This window comes from Burkholderia stagnalis (genome assembly GCF_039848545.1).
GTDB lineage: Bacteria > Pseudomonadota > Gammaproteobacteria > Burkholderiales > Burkholderiaceae > Burkholderia > Burkholderia stagnalis.
In genome coordinates this window covers 790,019-805,181 of record NZ_CP156687.1, presented here as the reverse complement: position 1 = coordinate 805,181, position 15,163 = coordinate 790,019, and the positions used below count along the sequence as shown (strand labels likewise).

At 69.0% G+C, this 15,163-nt stretch carries 17 protein-coding genes and 1 pseudogene; 6 read left to right on the top strand and 12 right to left on the bottom strand.

The genetic code is table 11. The annotated features are described in order from the left end of the window. Positions 1–26: 26 nt before the first annotated feature. Both ABFO07_RS34375 and ABFO07_RS34370 read right to left on the bottom strand, forming a co-directional pair. The gene (locus ABFO07_RS34375; protein WP_347469822.1) at positions 27–1,205 is read right to left on the bottom strand and encodes a chromate transporter; all 1,179 of its coding nucleotides are present in this window, start codon (positions 1,203–1,205) and stop codon (positions 27–29) included. Beyond that, a complete protein-coding gene (locus ABFO07_RS34370) occupies positions 1,202–2,179 on the bottom strand; it encodes a chromate resistance protein ChrB domain-containing protein (RefSeq protein WP_060289482.1) in 978 nt (325 codons plus the stop codon). The genes ABFO07_RS34375 and ABFO07_RS34370 overlap by 4 nt, the downstream gene beginning before the upstream one ends. A gap of 134 nt (positions 2,180–2,313) precedes the next feature. Here ABFO07_RS34370 and ABFO07_RS34365 point away from each other — a divergent pair, with 134 nt between their 5' ends. Next, entirely contained in the window at positions 2,314–3,375 is a 1,062-nt protein-coding gene (locus ABFO07_RS34365; RefSeq protein WP_347469821.1) for a DMT family transporter, read from the top strand. A gap of 73 nt (positions 3,376–3,448) precedes the next feature. Here the strand turns inward: ABFO07_RS34365 and ABFO07_RS34360 are convergent, their stop codons facing one another. Further along, positions 3,449–3,865 carry a plastocyanin/azurin family copper-binding protein gene (locus ABFO07_RS34360; protein ID WP_124490989.1) on the bottom strand — a complete coding sequence of 139 codons (417 nt, stop codon included), beginning with the start codon at positions 3,863–3,865 and terminating at the stop codon, positions 3,449–3,451. A gap of 268 nt (positions 3,866–4,133) precedes the next feature. Here ABFO07_RS34360 and ABFO07_RS34355 point away from each other — a divergent pair, with 268 nt between their 5' ends. Beyond that, positions 4,134–4,658: a hypothetical protein gene (locus ABFO07_RS34355; RefSeq protein ID WP_059803917.1), complete on the top strand. Its 525-nt coding sequence runs from the start codon at positions 4,134–4,136 to the stop codon at positions 4,656–4,658. Positions 4,659–4,812: 154 nt separating this feature from the next. Beyond that, positions 4,813–5,172, top strand: a complete 360-nt coding sequence (locus tag ABFO07_RS34350) for a DUF2325 domain-containing protein (RefSeq protein WP_409071633.1) — start codon at positions 4,813–4,815, stop codon at positions 5,170–5,172. Positions 5,173–5,191: 19 nt separating this feature from the next. On the opposite strand, the gene ABFO07_RS34345 is transcribed toward ABFO07_RS34350, so the two are convergent. The 8 genes and pseudogenes from ABFO07_RS34345 to ABFO07_RS34310 all read right to left on the bottom strand — a co-directional run bounded on the left by ABFO07_RS34345 (position 5,192) and on the right by ABFO07_RS34310 (position 11,805). Continuing rightward, a complete protein-coding gene (locus tag ABFO07_RS34345; RefSeq protein ID WP_059881288.1) occupies positions 5,192–5,515 on the bottom strand; it encodes a winged helix-turn-helix domain-containing protein in 324 nt (107 codons plus the stop codon). A gap of 112 nt (positions 5,516–5,627) precedes the next feature. Continuing rightward, positions 5,628–5,915, bottom strand: a pseudogene (locus ABFO07_RS34340) (nitrogen fixation protein NifQ); the annotation flags it as partial. A 36-nt stretch (positions 5,916–5,951) separates the two neighbouring features. Then, positions 5,952–6,377: a TOBE domain-containing protein gene (locus tag ABFO07_RS34335; RefSeq protein WP_059892861.1), complete on the bottom strand. Its 426-nt coding sequence runs from the start codon at positions 6,375–6,377 to the stop codon at positions 5,952–5,954. Between the two features lie 136 nt (positions 6,378–6,513). Beyond that, positions 6,514–8,013, bottom strand: coding sequence for an efflux transporter outer membrane subunit (locus ABFO07_RS34330; RefSeq protein WP_060365415.1), 1,500 nt, complete (start codon positions 8,011–8,013; stop codon positions 6,514–6,516). Beyond that, positions 8,010–8,969, bottom strand: coding sequence for an HlyD family secretion protein (locus ABFO07_RS34325; protein WP_347469819.1), 960 nt, complete (start codon positions 8,967–8,969; stop codon positions 8,010–8,012). Before ABFO07_RS34325 ends, ABFO07_RS34330 begins: the two co-directional genes overlap by 4 nt. 1 nt (position 8,970) lies before the next feature. Next, the gene (locus tag ABFO07_RS34320; RefSeq protein ID WP_059558033.1) at positions 8,971–9,183 is read right to left on the bottom strand and encodes a DUF1656 domain-containing protein; all 213 of its coding nucleotides are present in this window, start codon (positions 9,181–9,183) and stop codon (positions 8,971–8,973) included. Between the two features lie 34 nt (positions 9,184–9,217). After that, positions 9,218–11,341, bottom strand: a complete 2,124-nt coding sequence (locus ABFO07_RS34315; RefSeq protein ID WP_347469818.1) for an FUSC family protein — start codon at positions 11,339–11,341, stop codon at positions 9,218–9,220. Continuing rightward, on the bottom strand, positions 11,338–11,805 hold the full coding sequence (locus ABFO07_RS34310) for a MarR family winged helix-turn-helix transcriptional regulator (protein ID WP_059907299.1): 468 nt from the start codon (positions 11,803–11,805) through the stop codon (positions 11,338–11,340). Before ABFO07_RS34310 ends, ABFO07_RS34315 begins: the two co-directional genes overlap by 4 nt. 434 nt (positions 11,806–12,239) lie before the next feature. Here ABFO07_RS34310 and ABFO07_RS34305 point away from each other — a divergent pair, with 434 nt between their 5' ends. Together ABFO07_RS34305 and ABFO07_RS34300 are read left to right on the top strand one after the other, a co-directional pair. Then, on the top strand, positions 12,240–12,515 hold the full coding sequence (locus ABFO07_RS34305; protein WP_347469817.1) for a helix-turn-helix domain-containing protein: 276 nt from the start codon (positions 12,240–12,242) through the stop codon (positions 12,513–12,515). Between the two features lie 54 nt (positions 12,516–12,569). Beyond that, positions 12,570–13,457, top strand: a complete 888-nt coding sequence (locus tag ABFO07_RS34300; RefSeq protein ID WP_347469816.1) for an ATP adenylyltransferase family protein — start codon at positions 12,570–12,572, stop codon at positions 13,455–13,457. Between the two features lie 90 nt (positions 13,458–13,547). On the opposite strand, the gene ABFO07_RS34295 is transcribed toward ABFO07_RS34300, so the two are convergent. Continuing rightward, positions 13,548–14,378, bottom strand: coding sequence for an alpha/beta fold hydrolase (locus ABFO07_RS34295; RefSeq protein WP_059907301.1), 831 nt, complete (start codon positions 14,376–14,378; stop codon positions 13,548–13,550). Positions 14,379–14,564: 186 nt separating this feature from the next. Between ABFO07_RS34295 and ABFO07_RS34290 the strand changes: the two genes are divergently transcribed. Continuing rightward, complete coding sequence (locus ABFO07_RS34290; protein ID WP_059881306.1) at positions 14,565–15,020, top strand: MerR family transcriptional regulator; 456 nt, start codon at positions 14,565–14,567, stop codon at positions 15,018–15,020. Positions 15,021–15,163: the final 143 nt, after the last annotated feature.

The following is a 15,163-nucleotide window of genomic DNA, read 5'->3' as shown; positions in this document are numbered from 1 at the left end:
GGCGCAGGCGCCGCGCGAGCGGCGCGTCAGTGATGAAGAAACGGATAGGCCGCGAGCCCGATCAGCGCCGCGGCCGTGACGATCACGGGCTCCTGCAGCTTCTTGAAGCGCCACAGCAGCAGCACGGTCGCGACGGCCAGCGCGGCCGTCGGCAGATCGACGATCGAGCGTTTCGCGATGACGAGCACGGAACCGGTGATCGCGCCGACGGCCGCCGCCGTGATGCCGTCGACGAACGCCTTGACGTCCGCGCGGTGGCCGTACTTCTTCACGTACGGCGCGGGAATCACCGTGAACAGGTAGCACGGCAGGAAGGTGCCGAGCGCGGCGACGCACGCGCCGGGCAGGCCTGCCACGAGGTAGCCGATGAAGCCGACGGTGATCACCACCGGCCCCGGCGTGATCATCGCGACCGCCACCGCATCGACGAACTGCTTGTCGTTGAGCCAGTGGTGCTCGGTGACGACGCCGCCGTACAGGAACGGCACGATCGCGAGCCCCGAGCCGAACACGAACGTGCCGGCTTTCGCGAAGAACACGCCGATCTGCGTGAGCACGGAAACGTCGATGCCGCTCAGGAAACCGCTCGTAGCCGGCAGATTGGCCGCGGCGAGCGCGTTCAGCCCGCCTTTGTCGAGCCATTTCGGCGGCGCGCGCCAGAACAGGCCGATCAGCCCGGCGACGATGAACAGCCACGCGATTTCCGATTCGGTGACGAAGGTCACGGCAGCCAGCGTCAGGAAGATCGCCCAGAGCAGCTTGTCGTTGCCGATGGTCTTCGTGGTCAGCTTGTACGCGCTCATCGCGATGATGCCGACCACCGCGGCGCCAACGCCATAGAACACCGCCTGCATCCACGACAGCCCGCCGAAGTGCGCGTACGCGAAGCCGAGCGCGACGACCATCAGGAACGACGGCAGCACGAACGCGAGCCCGACGAGCGTCGCGCCGAGGATCCGGTAGTGCACGTAGCCGAGGTAGATCGCGAGCTGCGCGGCCATCGGCCCCGGTGCGAGCTGGGCCAGCGTGAGTCCTTCCTTGTAATCGGCCTCGGTGATCCAGCCGTGCTTCTCGACGAGATCGCGGCGCATGTAGCCGGCGAGCGCAACCGGCCCGCCGAAACCGAGCGTGCCGAGGCGCAGCATGTAGCCGACCAGCTGGCCAAGCGAGTAGGTCGGCGTGTTTGTGGCAATCGTCGTGGTCATGACCGTCCCCGGCTTTCGATTTTTCCATTCGACGCAAAGTGCGCGTACAGCGCGTCGAGCACCGCGCCCATCTGTTCCAGCAACTGATCGTCGTTCTCGGCGCGTTGTCGCGTGCCGGCCATCACGGCCTCGAATCCGACGGCTTCGGGCACGGCCGTACCCCCGACGTCGAGCGCATGCACGATTTCGCCGAGCCGCATCAACGCCGCATCGTTGTCGAGCCCGAAGCTTGCGAGCAGCACCTCGAACGTCACGCGCTCGTCGACGTGCGTGAACGCCGCGCCGTCGAAGTCGAAGCCGAGCGCACCGGGCGGGCAGTCCTGCGGCGACGCGAGCCACCGGAAGCGCGCGCGCGGGTCGATGAAGCGGCGGATCAGCCACGCGCTCGCGACGCGGTCGACCCACAGGTGGCGGCGCGTCGCCCAGGTGCGCCCCTGGTAGTCGCCGAGCGGCAGCAGCGGGATTGCGCGCGACGCCGCGTGCGGCTCGCCCGGCGACAGCACCGTCTCGACGACGGCGACGAAATCGCGCCAGGCGGCCTCGGCGCGGGCGGCCGCGTCGCCCGGGAACCAGTCGGTCGCGCGCAGCGCGTCGTAGTCCTTTTGCAGGCGGCGCAGCCCGCGCGCCAGCTCCGCCGGCGATTGCGCGGACAGCGTCTTGCGCGCGTCCGACAGCGTGCGGATGAAGGCCGCGTATTCGTCGTCGCGGGCGAACAGCGCGCGGAATTCCGCGTCCTGCGACGCGTCGAGGCTCGGTGCGCGCAGCAGATGCGCGGTGCCGCCGCTGCCGGCGATCGCGCCAGCGAGTTCGCGCAGCATGCTTTCGCGTTCCTCCGAGTACGGCAGCAGGTAGATGCCGTCGCGCAGCACCGCGCAGCCCTTCGCCTTCAGCGCGCGCCAGAAGCGCATCCGCGCCGTCGCGTTTTCGGTCGGCAGCGTCAGCACGAGGAGCGACCAGGTCGAGATCGTATTCATGTAGATAATGCTACTCGTGCGTTATGATCGCTACAAGTTTAATTGTCGACCGGGGCCGGCGACATGCCGTCATGCCGGCGGGATAATCTGGCGGCGTCGCGCAGGCCCTGCGCAATCCTTACGTTTTCCGACCTATGCACACGAGATTCAATGCGATCGCCGTCGCGCTGACCGCCGCGCTGTTCGGCGCGGCCACGCCGCTCGCCAAGGCGCTGCTCGGCGCGATGTCCCCGTTCATGGTGGCGGGCCTGTTCTACCTGGGAAGCGGGCTCGGCCTCGGCGTGGGGATCCTGATCCGCCGTCTGCGGCGGCCCGCCGCCGCGCCCGCCGGCGACGGCCATGCGCTGAAAAAATCCGAGCTTCCGTGGCTGGCCGGCGCGATTGCGGCGGGCGGGGTCGCCGGGCCCGCGCTGCTGATGCTCGGGCTCGCGAGCACGCCGGCCGCCACGAGCGCGCTGCTGCTGAACCTGGAGGGTGTGCTGACCGCGGTGATCGCGTGGGTGGTGTTCCGCGAGAACGTCGACCTGCAGGTGTTTCTCGGCATGGTGGCGATCGTCGCCGGCGGCGTGCTGCTGTCGTGGAAGCCGGCGGCGGCGGGCGTGCCGGTCGGCGCGCTGCTGATCGTCGGCGCATGCCTGTGCTGGGCGATCGACAACAACCTCACGCGCAAGGTGTCGGCGAACGACGCGATGGTGATCGCGTGCCTGAAGGGCTTGTTCGCGGGGCCGGTGAACATCGCGATCGCCGTCGCGACGGGCGCCGCGCTGCCGGCCGTGTCGACCGCGGCGGCCGCGATGCTGACGGGGCTCGCCGGCTATGGCATCAGCCTCGTGCTGTTCGTCGTCGCGCTGCGCGATCTCGGCACCGCGCGCACGGGCGCGTATTTCTCGGTCGCGCCGCTGTTCGGCGTCGCGCTTTCACTGCTGATCTGGCCGGAAATGCCGTCGATTGCGTTCTGGGCCGCGGCCGCGCTGATGGCGTTCGGCATCTGGCTGCACGTGCGCGAACGGCACGAGCACGAGCATGCGCACGAACGGCTGGAGCATACGCATCGGCATCGCCACGATGCGCATCACCAGCACACGCACGATTTTCCGTACGACGGCGACGAGCCGCACACGCATCCGCACGTGCACTTGCCGATCACGCATTCACATGCGCATTTCCCGGATATCCATCACCGGCATCGGCATTGATCCGGCGTTGATCCCGCATTGACCCGACAGCCGGCGGACGGCGCGTGGTGTCGCGCGCCGTCCGCCTCGAACGTCAGCGCGTGACGACCAGCGCCGCATGCATGCCGGCCGCATAGTGGCCGGGCTTGTTGCAGATCAGCGCGTAGCGGCCGGGCGCAAGCGTGAGCGCCAGATGCTTGTGCCGGCCGGGCGCGATGTCCTCGACCTCGCCGATCTTGTGCAGCCGCGCTTCCTGTACCAGCCCCTTGCGAACCGGCAGCGCGCCGTCGGCGAGATCCGTCTTCAGCACGACGAGTTCGTGCGCCATGTCGCTGCCGGCCGAATTCACGACGTCGAACGTCACCCTGCCCGCCTTCACGTCATGCGGCTCGAGCTGAATCGCGTCCGACCGCAGTGTCGCCTTGACGGTCTGCTGCGCGCGGGCCGCCTGCGACGCGATGCCGAGCGCGGCCACGCTTGCGACGAGCGCAGTACGCCAAGCCATGTTCATGGTTGCCCTCCCTTGATCGATGAAACGGGGTGCCTGTCGAAACTGGTGCGAACGCCGCGCGGCATACGTGCGGTAAACGTTCGGCTCTCACGGCTTATTCCGGGGACGGGCGGTGTTTCTCGACGGGGCAGGGCAGTCACTTGACGGCAGCGTACGGCAGCACAGCCGTGGGCGACGCCGGCGCTCGCTATGTTCTGCTGTATATTACGAGGCCATGAAGATGCGACGCGCGGTCGGACGGTGCGCGTTCGGTTGCAGTGAGGGCGGGATGGATGAACGGGTGCAGCAGGCGCAGCAGGACGGCTTCGCGGACGGCGGGCTGTCCGCGAGGATCGTGCCGTTGAAGCGGCGCGAGGACGGGCCGCGTGCGGAACGGATCGCGAGCGTGGTCGACGCGTTCGGGCGGTTGCGCGGCAGCGTCGCGCGTTTTGTCGCACTGCTCGCGCGGCGCGACGCGGCGGCACTGGCGCCCGACGCATCGGACGTCATGCCGTTCGATGCGTTGTTGCAGGCGCTTGCCGCGCATGCCGAACGCACGGGGTTTCACTGCCTTCCCGAACTGAACCGCTGCATCGAACGTGCCGGTACGGCGGAACGGCACCGCGACGTGATCTTCGCGCAGGCGCCGCCGGCCAGTGACGCCGCATTGCGCAACGCGGCCGCGATGTTGGAGCGGCTCGATGCCGAGTTCGTCGGCCTGTGCGTTGCGCACGTGCTCGCGTGTCACCCCGCGCACCCGCTGCCGGCCGATGCGGCGACGATGCCGCGCGGCGGCCGCGCGATCGTCGCGTGAATGCCTTTTGAAAGAGGTCTGAGATAGACATGCCCCCGTTTCGACTGTCGCGGCTGGCATCCGGCCACGCCAACGGGCCGGCGCTGCGGCCGCCGCAGGATCGCTGCTGCGCACCCTCGCGCAACCTGAGAGCCAATCTGCGACCCTGACGCGCGTGCAGGGCAAACGCGTCGTGTACGCCGGCGGACGCCCCGGGCCGCATGCGGCGATCCGGCGGCTCGTCGAAGTGGCCGGCGGTTTGCCGACCGTGCACGACGGCGGCATCGAGGACCGCAAGGGCAAGCTGGCCGCGTCGATTCCCGGCGCGGACCTGGTCGTATTCCCGGTCGATTGCGTCGACCACGATTCGATGAACACGCTCAAGCGCATGTGCGAGCGGCACGGGATCGCGTATCACCCGCTCAGGACGGCCAGCGTCGCAAGCTTCGTTGACCTGATGATGGAAGAGCCGGAAGTGCCAGCGACGCAGCACGGCTGCGGTCGCACGACGGCGTTCTGCCTGCGGCACGGCTGACGACGCGCGGGCGGGGCAGTCAGGGCTGCATGAAGCCGGTGAGTGCCGCGATCTGTTTCGCGCAGTGTTTCTGCGCCTGCTGTTCGATCGCGCGATAGAGCCGGACGATCTCGTCGCCGACCGGCGTGAGCGTGCAGCCGCCGCCGCTGTGGCCGCCTTGTTCCGACACGGTGGCGGGCGACGTGAGCGAGCGGTTCAGTTCGTCGATCAACAGCCACGCACGGCGATACGACATGCCGAGGCTGCGCGCGGCTGCCGAGATCGAGCCGTGCTCGCGCACCGCTTCGAGCAGTGCGACCTTGCCGGGCCCGAGCGCGACCGTGTCGCCCATGCGGATGCGCATGCGGAAACTGACCTGCGGTTCGTCGATCGCGCGCCGCTTGGCGGGAGGTGGGGATTTCGTCATGCGCGCAAGGATACACGAACGGGCTGTGCGTGCGCGGGCCGTGCGGTGGCTAGCGTGCCGGCGGAAAGCAGTGCGCGTAGTCCTCGCAGCCGGGGCATCCCGGCGCGGGTCCGGGCGGCTCGCCGAGCTGCGCGGCGATTTCCATCGCGACGAATTTCTTCCAGCGCAGATGCGCGACGTTGCGTGCGGCGAGCGCGGGGAAATTGCGCGCCAGCATCCCGGACACCGCGTCGCGCCCGTCGAGCCCGAGATCCCGCCACAGGCGATCGGAGCGCAGGCACGCGTGCGCTCCGATCGCGGCGATGCACTCGGCGTCGTCGGCGCGAACCGTGTGGCTGACGTCGCGCAGCGGCAGCGCGTTCAGCGTCACACGTCACTCGACGCCGACGATCACGCTCGATGCCTTGAAGATCGCCGTCGCGGCCGCGCCGCTCGCGAGCCCGAGGCGATCGACGCTGTCGTTGGTGACGATCGCGACGATCTGCGCGCCGCCCGGCGCGGCGATCGCGACTTCCGCATTGACCGCGCCCTTCGTGACGGACGACACGGTGCCCGCGATGCAGTTGCGCGCCGACACCTTGTTGCTGTCGACGTCGACCATCACGACGACCGACGACGCCTTGACCAGCGCGAACGCGGCGGAACCGGCCGCGAGGCCCAGCGACGCTGCGCTGCCGTGCGTGATGACGGCGACGATGTCGAGGCCGTCCGGCGTGCGGAGCGTGACTTCGTCGTTGACGGCACCGGCCTTGACGGCGGTGACCTGGCCGGCGAAGTGATTACGGGCGCTGGTTCGCATGATGGATCTCCGGAAGGGATGCCGCTGCCCGGTGGGCAGCGCACGGTGAATGCAGTGCGGCGGATAGTGTACTGCCGCCGCGACCGGCCGGCCGCCGCCGGCTGCTATGTCGCGGATCAGGCGCCGGCCGCGCGTGTCATTCGCCGGCCGCCGGTTTCCGCGCAGGGGTGTTCGCCTGCGGTTGCGCGTGCTGCGCGGCCGGCGCCGCCTCCGCTTCCCAGCCGCCGCCGAGCGCGAGGAACAGCCGCACCTGGTCGGCCGCGACCTGCCCCTCGGCCGCCGCGACCTGCGCATGCACGCTGGTCAGCGTGCGAGTTGCGTCGAGATCGGAGAGGAACGATTCGCGGCCGGCCTGATAGAGCCGATGCGTTTCGTCGGCCGAGCTGCGCGCCGATTCGTACGCGGTCCGCAGCGCGTCCGCGCGCTGCGTATCGGCCGCGTAGGTTGCGAGGCTCGATTGCGTTTCGCGCAGCGCGTTCAGCACGACGCCGTCGAAATGCGCGAGCGCGCCGGCCGTCGCCGCCTCGGCCTCGCGCACGCGCGCGCGCTGGCCGTTGACCGGGAAGGTCCAGCTGATCAGCGGTCCGAACGACCAGCGGTTGGTGGTCGGCGAGAACAGGTCGGCGGCGAGGCCGGTCGTGCCGGCCGATGCGCCGATGCTGACCGACGGGTACAGCGCGCCGGTCGCGACGCCGATCCGCGCGGTGGCGGCCGCGAGTTGCCGCTCCGCTTCGCGCACGTCCGGGCGGCGGCGCAGCAGCGCGGCGCCGTCGCCGATCGGAATCGGCTGGCGCAGCGCCGGCAGCCGCTCGCAGGCGGCGACCGCTTTCGGCAGGTCGGCGGGCGCGCGCGCGAGCAAGGCGGCGAGCTGGTACTGCGCGACCTTGCGGCGCCCCTCGAAGCGCGGAATATCCGCGGCGAGCGTGCGCACCTGCGTCACGCCGCGCGTCACGTCGGTCTGGTTGCCGCGCCCGGCATCGCGCAACCGCTGCGACAGCGCGACGCGCTGCCGCTGCAGCGCGAGCGACTGCTTTGCGATCGCGAGCTCGTCGCCGGCCGAGCACGCTTCGACATACGCACGCACGACGTCAGCGACCACCGCGATGCGCGCGAGATCGCCGGCGGCGCGCACGGCATCGTCGTCCGCGCGCGCGGCTTCGACGCCGCGCCGCAACTTGCCGAACAGGTCGATCTCGTACGACACGCTGATGCCGATCGATCCTTCGTTCACTACCGGCAGCTTCTTTTCCAGCAGGAACTGCTCGGCCGACTCCTGCGCACGCTGCACGCCGGCCTCCGCGCTGCCGGAAAACCCGCCCTGCGCGTTCGCGACGTCCAGCGCCGCGCGCGAGCGTGCGAGGTTGGCCGCCGCCACGCGCAGGTCGGTGTTCGACTTCAGCGCGTCGCGCACGAGCTGGTCGAGCACGGGATCGTCATAGAGCTGCCACCAGTTGCCGGGCACTGCATCATGCGACACGAGCGTGCCGCCCGCGCCGTCGAGCGCGCCGTTCGCGAGCGGCGCGTTCACGTACGCCTGCTGCGGCAGGTGGTAGTCGGGGCCGACGGACTTGCACGCGCCGAGCGCGAAGGCGAGCGGCGCGAGCGCCGCCGCGAGCCGGATGCCGCGCCGCGTCATTGCGACGCTCCCGCCGCGCGCGCGGCCGACGTAGTTGATGCGGTTGATGTGGCCGACGCGGCGCCGGCCGCCTTCGGTTTCGACGTGTCGTCCGCCGCGCGCACCGACACCGTCGCGGTGCGGCCGGCGATCATCCGGAAGTCGTCCGGCACCTCGTCGAGCGCGACGCGCACCGGCACCCGCTGCGCGAGGCGCACCCAGCTGAACGCCGGGTTCACGTTCGGCAGCAGGTTCGCGCCCTGCGTGCGGTCGCGATCCTCGATCGCGGCGACGATGCTCTGCACGTGGCCGCGCAGCGGATGCGGCTCGCCCATCACCGTGATGTCGACGGCCTGGCCGATATGGATGCCGCGCAGCTTGGTTTCCTCGAAGTAGCCGTCGACGCGGAACGAGTTCAGGTCGACGACCGACAGCACGGCCCGCCCGGCCGGCACGTATTCGCCGACGCGCGGCGCGCGATCGTTCAGGTAGCCGTCGACCGGGCTGACGATCGTCGTGCGCTGCAGGTTCAGGCGCGCGGTGTCGAGCGACACCTTCGCATCCTCGACCGTGGCCTCGCCCTGTTCGACGCGGGTGCGGCTCTCCTCGACCTGTTCGCTCGCGACGAGGTTGCCGAGCTTCAGGTTGCGCGCGTATTCGCGCTTCGCCTGCGCGAGCGTCGCGCGGCGCTGGTCGAGCGTCGCTTCGGCGAGGCGTTCCGCGAGCGTGTAGCGCGCCTGGTCGATCACGAACAGCACCTGGCCGCGCTTGACCGGCTGGTTGTCGACCACCTGCACCGACGTGATGAGGCCCGACACGTCGGGTGCGACCTGGATCACGTCGGCGCGCACGTGCCCGTCGCGCGTCCACGGCGAGAACATGTAGTAGTTGACGATGCGCCACAGCACGAGCGCGGCCACGACGACGACGATCAGGGTAAGCAGGACCTGTCCTGCGGAGAACCAGGATTTTTTCACGTTAGGTAGCCACGAGACGGTGGGAGACGATCACGACGGCGGCAAGCACGAACACGTAGATGCCGAGATCGAAGATCGAACGGTGCCAGACGAGGCGATAGAAGCCGATGCGCGTGAGCCCGGCGCGGATCGCGACGTTGATCAGGTAGGCGATCAGCATCAGCACGAGCGGGGCCGGCACGAATACGCCGAAGATGTCGATTTCGCCGATCATGGTCGCGGCCTGGAAAGCGGGGAAGGGTAGCGGATCATGCCTGCGCTCCGCCGCGGGCCCGGGGCGCGTGCGCCGCCTCGGCCGGATACAGCGACAGGCGCAGGCCGACGAGCGCGTGCAGCGTGTCGCGCAGCCAGCGATGCATTGCGGGCGCGGCGGGCGCAGTGGGCGATGCGGCGGCATCGGTGGCCGGCGGCTGCGCGCGGCCGGCAGCGCGGCGCAGCGCGTCGTCGATCGTCGCGAGCAGCGCGTCCGGCGCGGGCTGGCGCGCATTCGCCGCCGCGCAGCGCGCGAAATGCGCGTGGACGCCGCTCAGCACGCGGTCGATCGCGGCCGGCATGTCGCCGTCGAGCTTGCGGCGGTAGCGGCGCAGGTCGAGCGCGTTCAGCGCGATGCGCAGGTCGCGGAAGCTCTCGATCGACGGATGCCGGTGGTCGTCGGACGCGCCGAGGCGCGGCAGCAGGTGCGTCACGCGGTCGAGCATCCGCGACGCATGGTTGCGCGGGTTGTCGATCGGCTGCGTCGACGCCGACAGCGCGACGTCCTCCCAGCCCGAGCGCAGCAGCCGGCGCACCGCGAGCTCCGCGCCGAACGGCCGGGTGGCGCGGGTCCACACGAACGCGAACAGCAGCCCGGCGACGCCCGCGAGGTTGCTGTTCAGGAACACGAAGAAATCGGCTTCGTATGCGCTCTGGATGCTGATGAAGGTGGCCGTGTTGACCGCGACCAGCATCGTCACCATGTTGAACTGCGGCCTCGGCAGCAGCGTGCCGACCAGGATGAACGGCCCGGCGAAGAGCAGCACGAGCATCGCGAAGTCGTGCACGTGCGGCAGCACGACGAACAGGTACAGGCCCGCGATCACGACGCTCGCGCAGGTCGCGAGGAAGAACCGGAACACCATCGGCGCCGGCTCGTCCAGCGCGGCGAAGAAGCTGCACGAAACGGCCACCAGCGTGACGGCGCTCGCGCCGTCGTGCCAGCCCGAGCTGATCCACAGCCCGCAGGCGGCGACGATCGCGCACACCACCGTGAGCGTCGAGAACAGCATCATCCCGCGGTCGAAGAAGCGTTCGGTGCCGCCGAGCCGCCAGTGCCGGTAGCGCGGCTGCCACACGCCCGATTCGTTCGCGATCAGCGCGCGCAGCGAACGGCAGTCCTGCCACACGTCGATCACCTGGCGCAGCCGCCACAGCGCGTTCGACAGCAGCGCGCCGTCCCAGGTCGACAGCGCGGCGTCGGGCGGCTGCAGCGCGGCGATGCGCTCGCGCAGCCGGTCGGCGACCGGATCGTCGACGCTGCCGGTGCTGTCGCCCCGCAGCGCGGGCAGCGGCGCGTCGAACCACTTCGCCGCGTCGGCCAGCAGCGCGTCGAGCCCCGCGGGGCGCACGTGGAGGTCGCGCATCAGCGCGATCAGCGGATCGGCGAGCGACGAGATCAGCGGCAGGAACAGCTGCATCCGGCCGCTCAGCGCCTGCGCGCGCGCGAGGATGCGCGGATGCGCATGGTCGTAGCCGAGCTGGCTCAGCAGGAATTCGAGCCCCGTGATCGTCGCCGCGAGGCGCTGCCGGCACGCGGAAAGCGCCTTGCCCGCGAGGTGCCCGGACAGCGTTTCGCGGCCGTAGAACGCGGCATCCTTGAACCACGCGTCGGTCCGCTCGATCAGCGTGGGCGCGAGCCGGCTCGGGAAGATCGTGCTGCCGACCACGCTCGCGCAGACGATGCCGAGCACGATTTCCTCGGTGCGCGCGATCGCGACGTCGAACACGGTGGTCGGGTCGGTCACGGTCGGCAGCGCGATCAGCGGCATCGAATAGCCGGCGAGCAGGAACACGTAGCTGCGCGCGGTGCGGTCCGACATCGCGAGGTAGAGCAGCGTGCCGCACCACGCGCCGACGATCAGGCTGAACAGGAACGGCGTCTCGACGAACGGCGGCACGAAGAAGATCGCGGCGGCCGCGCCGAGCGCGGTGCCGAGCGCGCGGTACAGCGCCTTCGAGCGCGTGGCGCCGACGAACGGGTTCGACACGATGTAGACGCTCGCCATCGCCCAGTACGGGCGCGGCAGCTGGAAGAACAGGCCGAGATACAGCGCCAGCATCGACGCGGCGAACGTCTTGGTCGAGAACAGCCAGTCGCGAACGCTCGGGAACGTCATGGCGCGGAGCCGGGGGCGTGGCGCGGCGCGGCCTCGCCCGGCGCGTTGAAGGCGTCGAGCACGCGCAGCGTCGTCTCGAGCTCGGCGCGCGTAATGCCTTTCAGCACGCGTGCGCGCAGCACCTTCAGGTCGGCTTCCATCTGCGCGGTGACCGTGCGGCCCGCGTCGGTCAGCGAGATCGTTTTCGCGCGGCGGTCGCCCGGATCCTCGTCGCGGCGCGCGAGCCCCGCCGCGCACAGCTGGTCGAGCAGCCGCACCAGAGATGGCCCTTCGATGCCGACGTGTTCGGCGAGGGTGCCTTGCCGCACGGCCTCGCCGAGCCGCCCGACCATCAGCAGCGGCGCCGCGCAGGCCTCGGAGACGCCGTACGCGTTCAGCACGCCGTCGCTCGTCCGGCGCCATTTGCGGGCGGAGAGCACGAGCATGCTGCTGACGGCAAGGCGGAGATCGTGCAGGTTCGTCATGGCCGAAATGATAGAGGCAATACCATTCGATAGCAAACTATCGGTTTTCGTCATGTACGTGTCACGTCCGCGCGGCTCGCGCGGGACGGCATGGACGCAATGTAGGGTGTCGATCGGGAATCGGTCAAGGTGCGTGGAGGCGTCGGGGTAATCGTCTGACGTAAGCGGCCGAGTGTCGGCGTAGAGGGCCGTGCCGATGCTCATCCGGCGTCGGCCTCCAGCCCGTAGAAACGGTAGAACTGCGCAATTGGTGCATCCCTCGCGAGCGCCTGAAGCGGGAAGGCGTCCGCCGGATTCCGAGTATTCGTCGTGGTTGATAGCTGCCGTATGAAATCCGCGGGAATGCCGGGTCTCACGCGGCCGTGGCGATCGAGAAAGTGCCCCCATAGCGACAAGTCGCGAAATCCCGGTCCCGCGATTCGTTTTGCCGGAACGTGCTCGCGGCGCCGTCCGCGTCGCTCGGCGTCGACGAAGCGGCGCGCCGCGTCGGGCTCAGCCGCCGCAGCTTCACCCGGCTGTTCCGCGAGCAATTGGGGGTGAGCTACGTCGCGTGGCGCGAGCAGGCGTGCCTGCTGGCCGCCATCGCATGGTTTGCGCAGGGCCGCTCGATCACGCGCGTGGCCTATGATCTCGGCTATGGCAGCCCGACGGCGTTTTCGGCCATGTTCAAGCGCGTCGTCGGCGTCGCGCCGCATCATTACCGCACGTAACGTCGAGTGTTCCTGCCGGAACGCTTATCCTGCATTGGAGCGCAAGCGGAGACCATGCACCCTTCCATCCTTCAGCCCGGCACGTTGTGGCCGGCCATCGTGCAACGAACGGCGCACGCCCTGCGGACAGGGGCGTTGCGCCCGATCGAAACCGTCCAATCGTCGATCGTGGACGGCGGCGTGCGGTTCCTCGTCCGTCGCGTGTCGAGCCTGGCCCGCAAGGACACGGCACGCGCGGCGGGCCGTGCCGGAGGCAATCCATTCCTCCCGTACGACCCCGACCTGTTTGTCGCGGATATCTCCGATACCCATGTGGCGTTGCTGAACAAGTTCAACGTCATCGAGCATCACCTGCTGATCGTCACCCGCCGCTTCGAAGCGCAGGAGTCGTTGCTGAACGTGGCGGACTTTGCCGCGCTGCTCACCTGCATGGCGGAGTTCGGGAGTGTCGGTTTCTACAACGGTGGGGCGGCCGCCGGTGCGAGCCAGGCTCACAAGCATCTGCAGATCGTGCCGCTGCCGTTCGTCGAGGGTGGCCCGGCGTTGCCGATCAGCCCGTTGATCGAGTCGGCGCGGATCGCCGGTGCGATCGGCACCATTCCGGGCCTCGCGTTTGCGCATGCGTTCGCGCCGCTGGAACTGTTCGCGGCGCCCGTGCACGAGACGGCGCGCGCGGCATGCGAGCGCTACCGCGCATTGCTCGATGCGGTTGGCATCCGGGCGCTCGATGTCGACGGCGAACCGCGCCAATCGGCGCCGTACAACCTGCTGGTCATGCCTGCGGGGCTGCTGCTGGTGCCGAGATCCACCGAGCGTGTCGAAGGCATCTCGATCAATGCGTTGGGGTTCGCCGGCTCGCTATTCGTGCGGGACGACGCGCAGATGCAGATCATCGACCGCGTCGGCCCGATGAATCTCCTGCGGCGCGCTGCCGAAGCATGAGCCTGTGCGGCGACGTGGGGCCCGGGCTTTGCCGCACCCCACGCATGCACACAGAGGATGCCAGGGGACGCCCCCTGGCATCCGTCGCGTTCAGCCGCGGATAAACGCGAGCAGATCGGCGTTGATCGTTTCGGCGTTGGACGTGGGCATGCCATGCGGGAAGCCCGCATAGGTCTTCAGCGTGCCGTTCCTGGCGAGCTTCGCCGACAGGAGGCCGGAATCGGCATAAGGGACGATCTGGTCGTCGTCGCCATGCATCACGAGGACGGGAATCGTGGTGCTCTTCAGGTCTTCGGTGAAGTCGGTCTGCGAGAACGCGACGATGCCGTCGTAGTGGGCCTTGGCGCTGCCCATCATGCCCTGCCGCCACCAGTTCCAGATGACGCCCTGCGACGGCTTCGCGCCTTCGCGGTTGTAGCCGTAGAAGGGGCCGGCCGGCACGTCGTAATAGAACTGCGCGCGGTTCGCCGCGAGCTGGGCCTGGAGGTTGTCGAACACTTCCTTGGGCAGGCCGCCCGGATTGCTGTCGGTCTTGACCATCAACGGCGGAACGGCGCTGATCAGCACGGCCTTGGAGACGCGGTTCTCGCCATGACGGGCGACGTAATGGATGACTTCGCCGCCGCCGGTGGAATGACCGACGTGGACGGCGCCCTGCACGCCGAGGTGATTCACCACCGCGGCGACGTCGTCCGCGTAGTGATCCATGTCATGGCCGTCCCAGACCTGGCTGGATCGTCCGTGGCCGCGACGATCGTGCGCGACGACGCGGTAGCCCTGGGCCAGGAAGAACAGCATCTGCGCATCCCAGTCGTCCGCGCTGAGCGGCCAGCCATGATGGAAGAAGATCACCTGCGCATCGCGCGGGCCCCAGTCCTTGTAGAAGATGTCGACGCCATCTTTCGTTGTGACGTATCCCATGGTTGCTCCTGTTCAGTAGACGATATCGATCAGTGACGGACATTCCGGTTGCTGCGGATCAATGATGGCGGGCTCCTGACGATGGCGGGTTGATCGAACGGCAATGCGGCTGTCGCGTGCTCGTTGGCGACGAACCGACTCTAGGATTAAAGTTAGATTTAATGTCAATACGCTGAAGAGGCAAGCATGAGAATTGGGGAGCTGGCGAAGGTCAGCGGGCTGACGGCATCCCGGATCCGCTTTTACGAGGCGGAAGGGTTGATTACGGCCGTCGAACGCAGCACGAACGGCTATCGCGACTACTCCGAGGATGCGGTATGGATGCTGGAGATCATCTCCGGCGCGCAAAAGGCGGGGTTCTCGCTGGAACAGATCCGCCATCTGCTGCCGGTGGGGGCCGGCAACTGGCAGCATGAAGGGCTGGTGGAGGCGCTCGAACGGAAAGTCGCCGAAATCGATGCGATGCGCAAGCGCCTCGAGGAGAACAAGGCGCAACTGCTCGTCGCGATCGACAGCATCAGGAACCGGCCGACCGACTTGAACTGCGCCGAGCGCACACGGTGGGTGATGGACCGGCTGCGCGATCGGGGCGCGGCGCCGGCACCGGGCAATGGGCGTCGCTCGAATTCGAGCGACGAATGATGCGACGCCGAAACCGCAACCGATGCGCTTCTCTACCGGGGCCCTTGACCTTAAAGTTGAGTTGAACCTTAAAGTGCCTGCTGACGGCAATGCGTCGGCAGGCTTCGGGTGTTGCCTGCCACGGTCAATCATCGAGGAGGGGC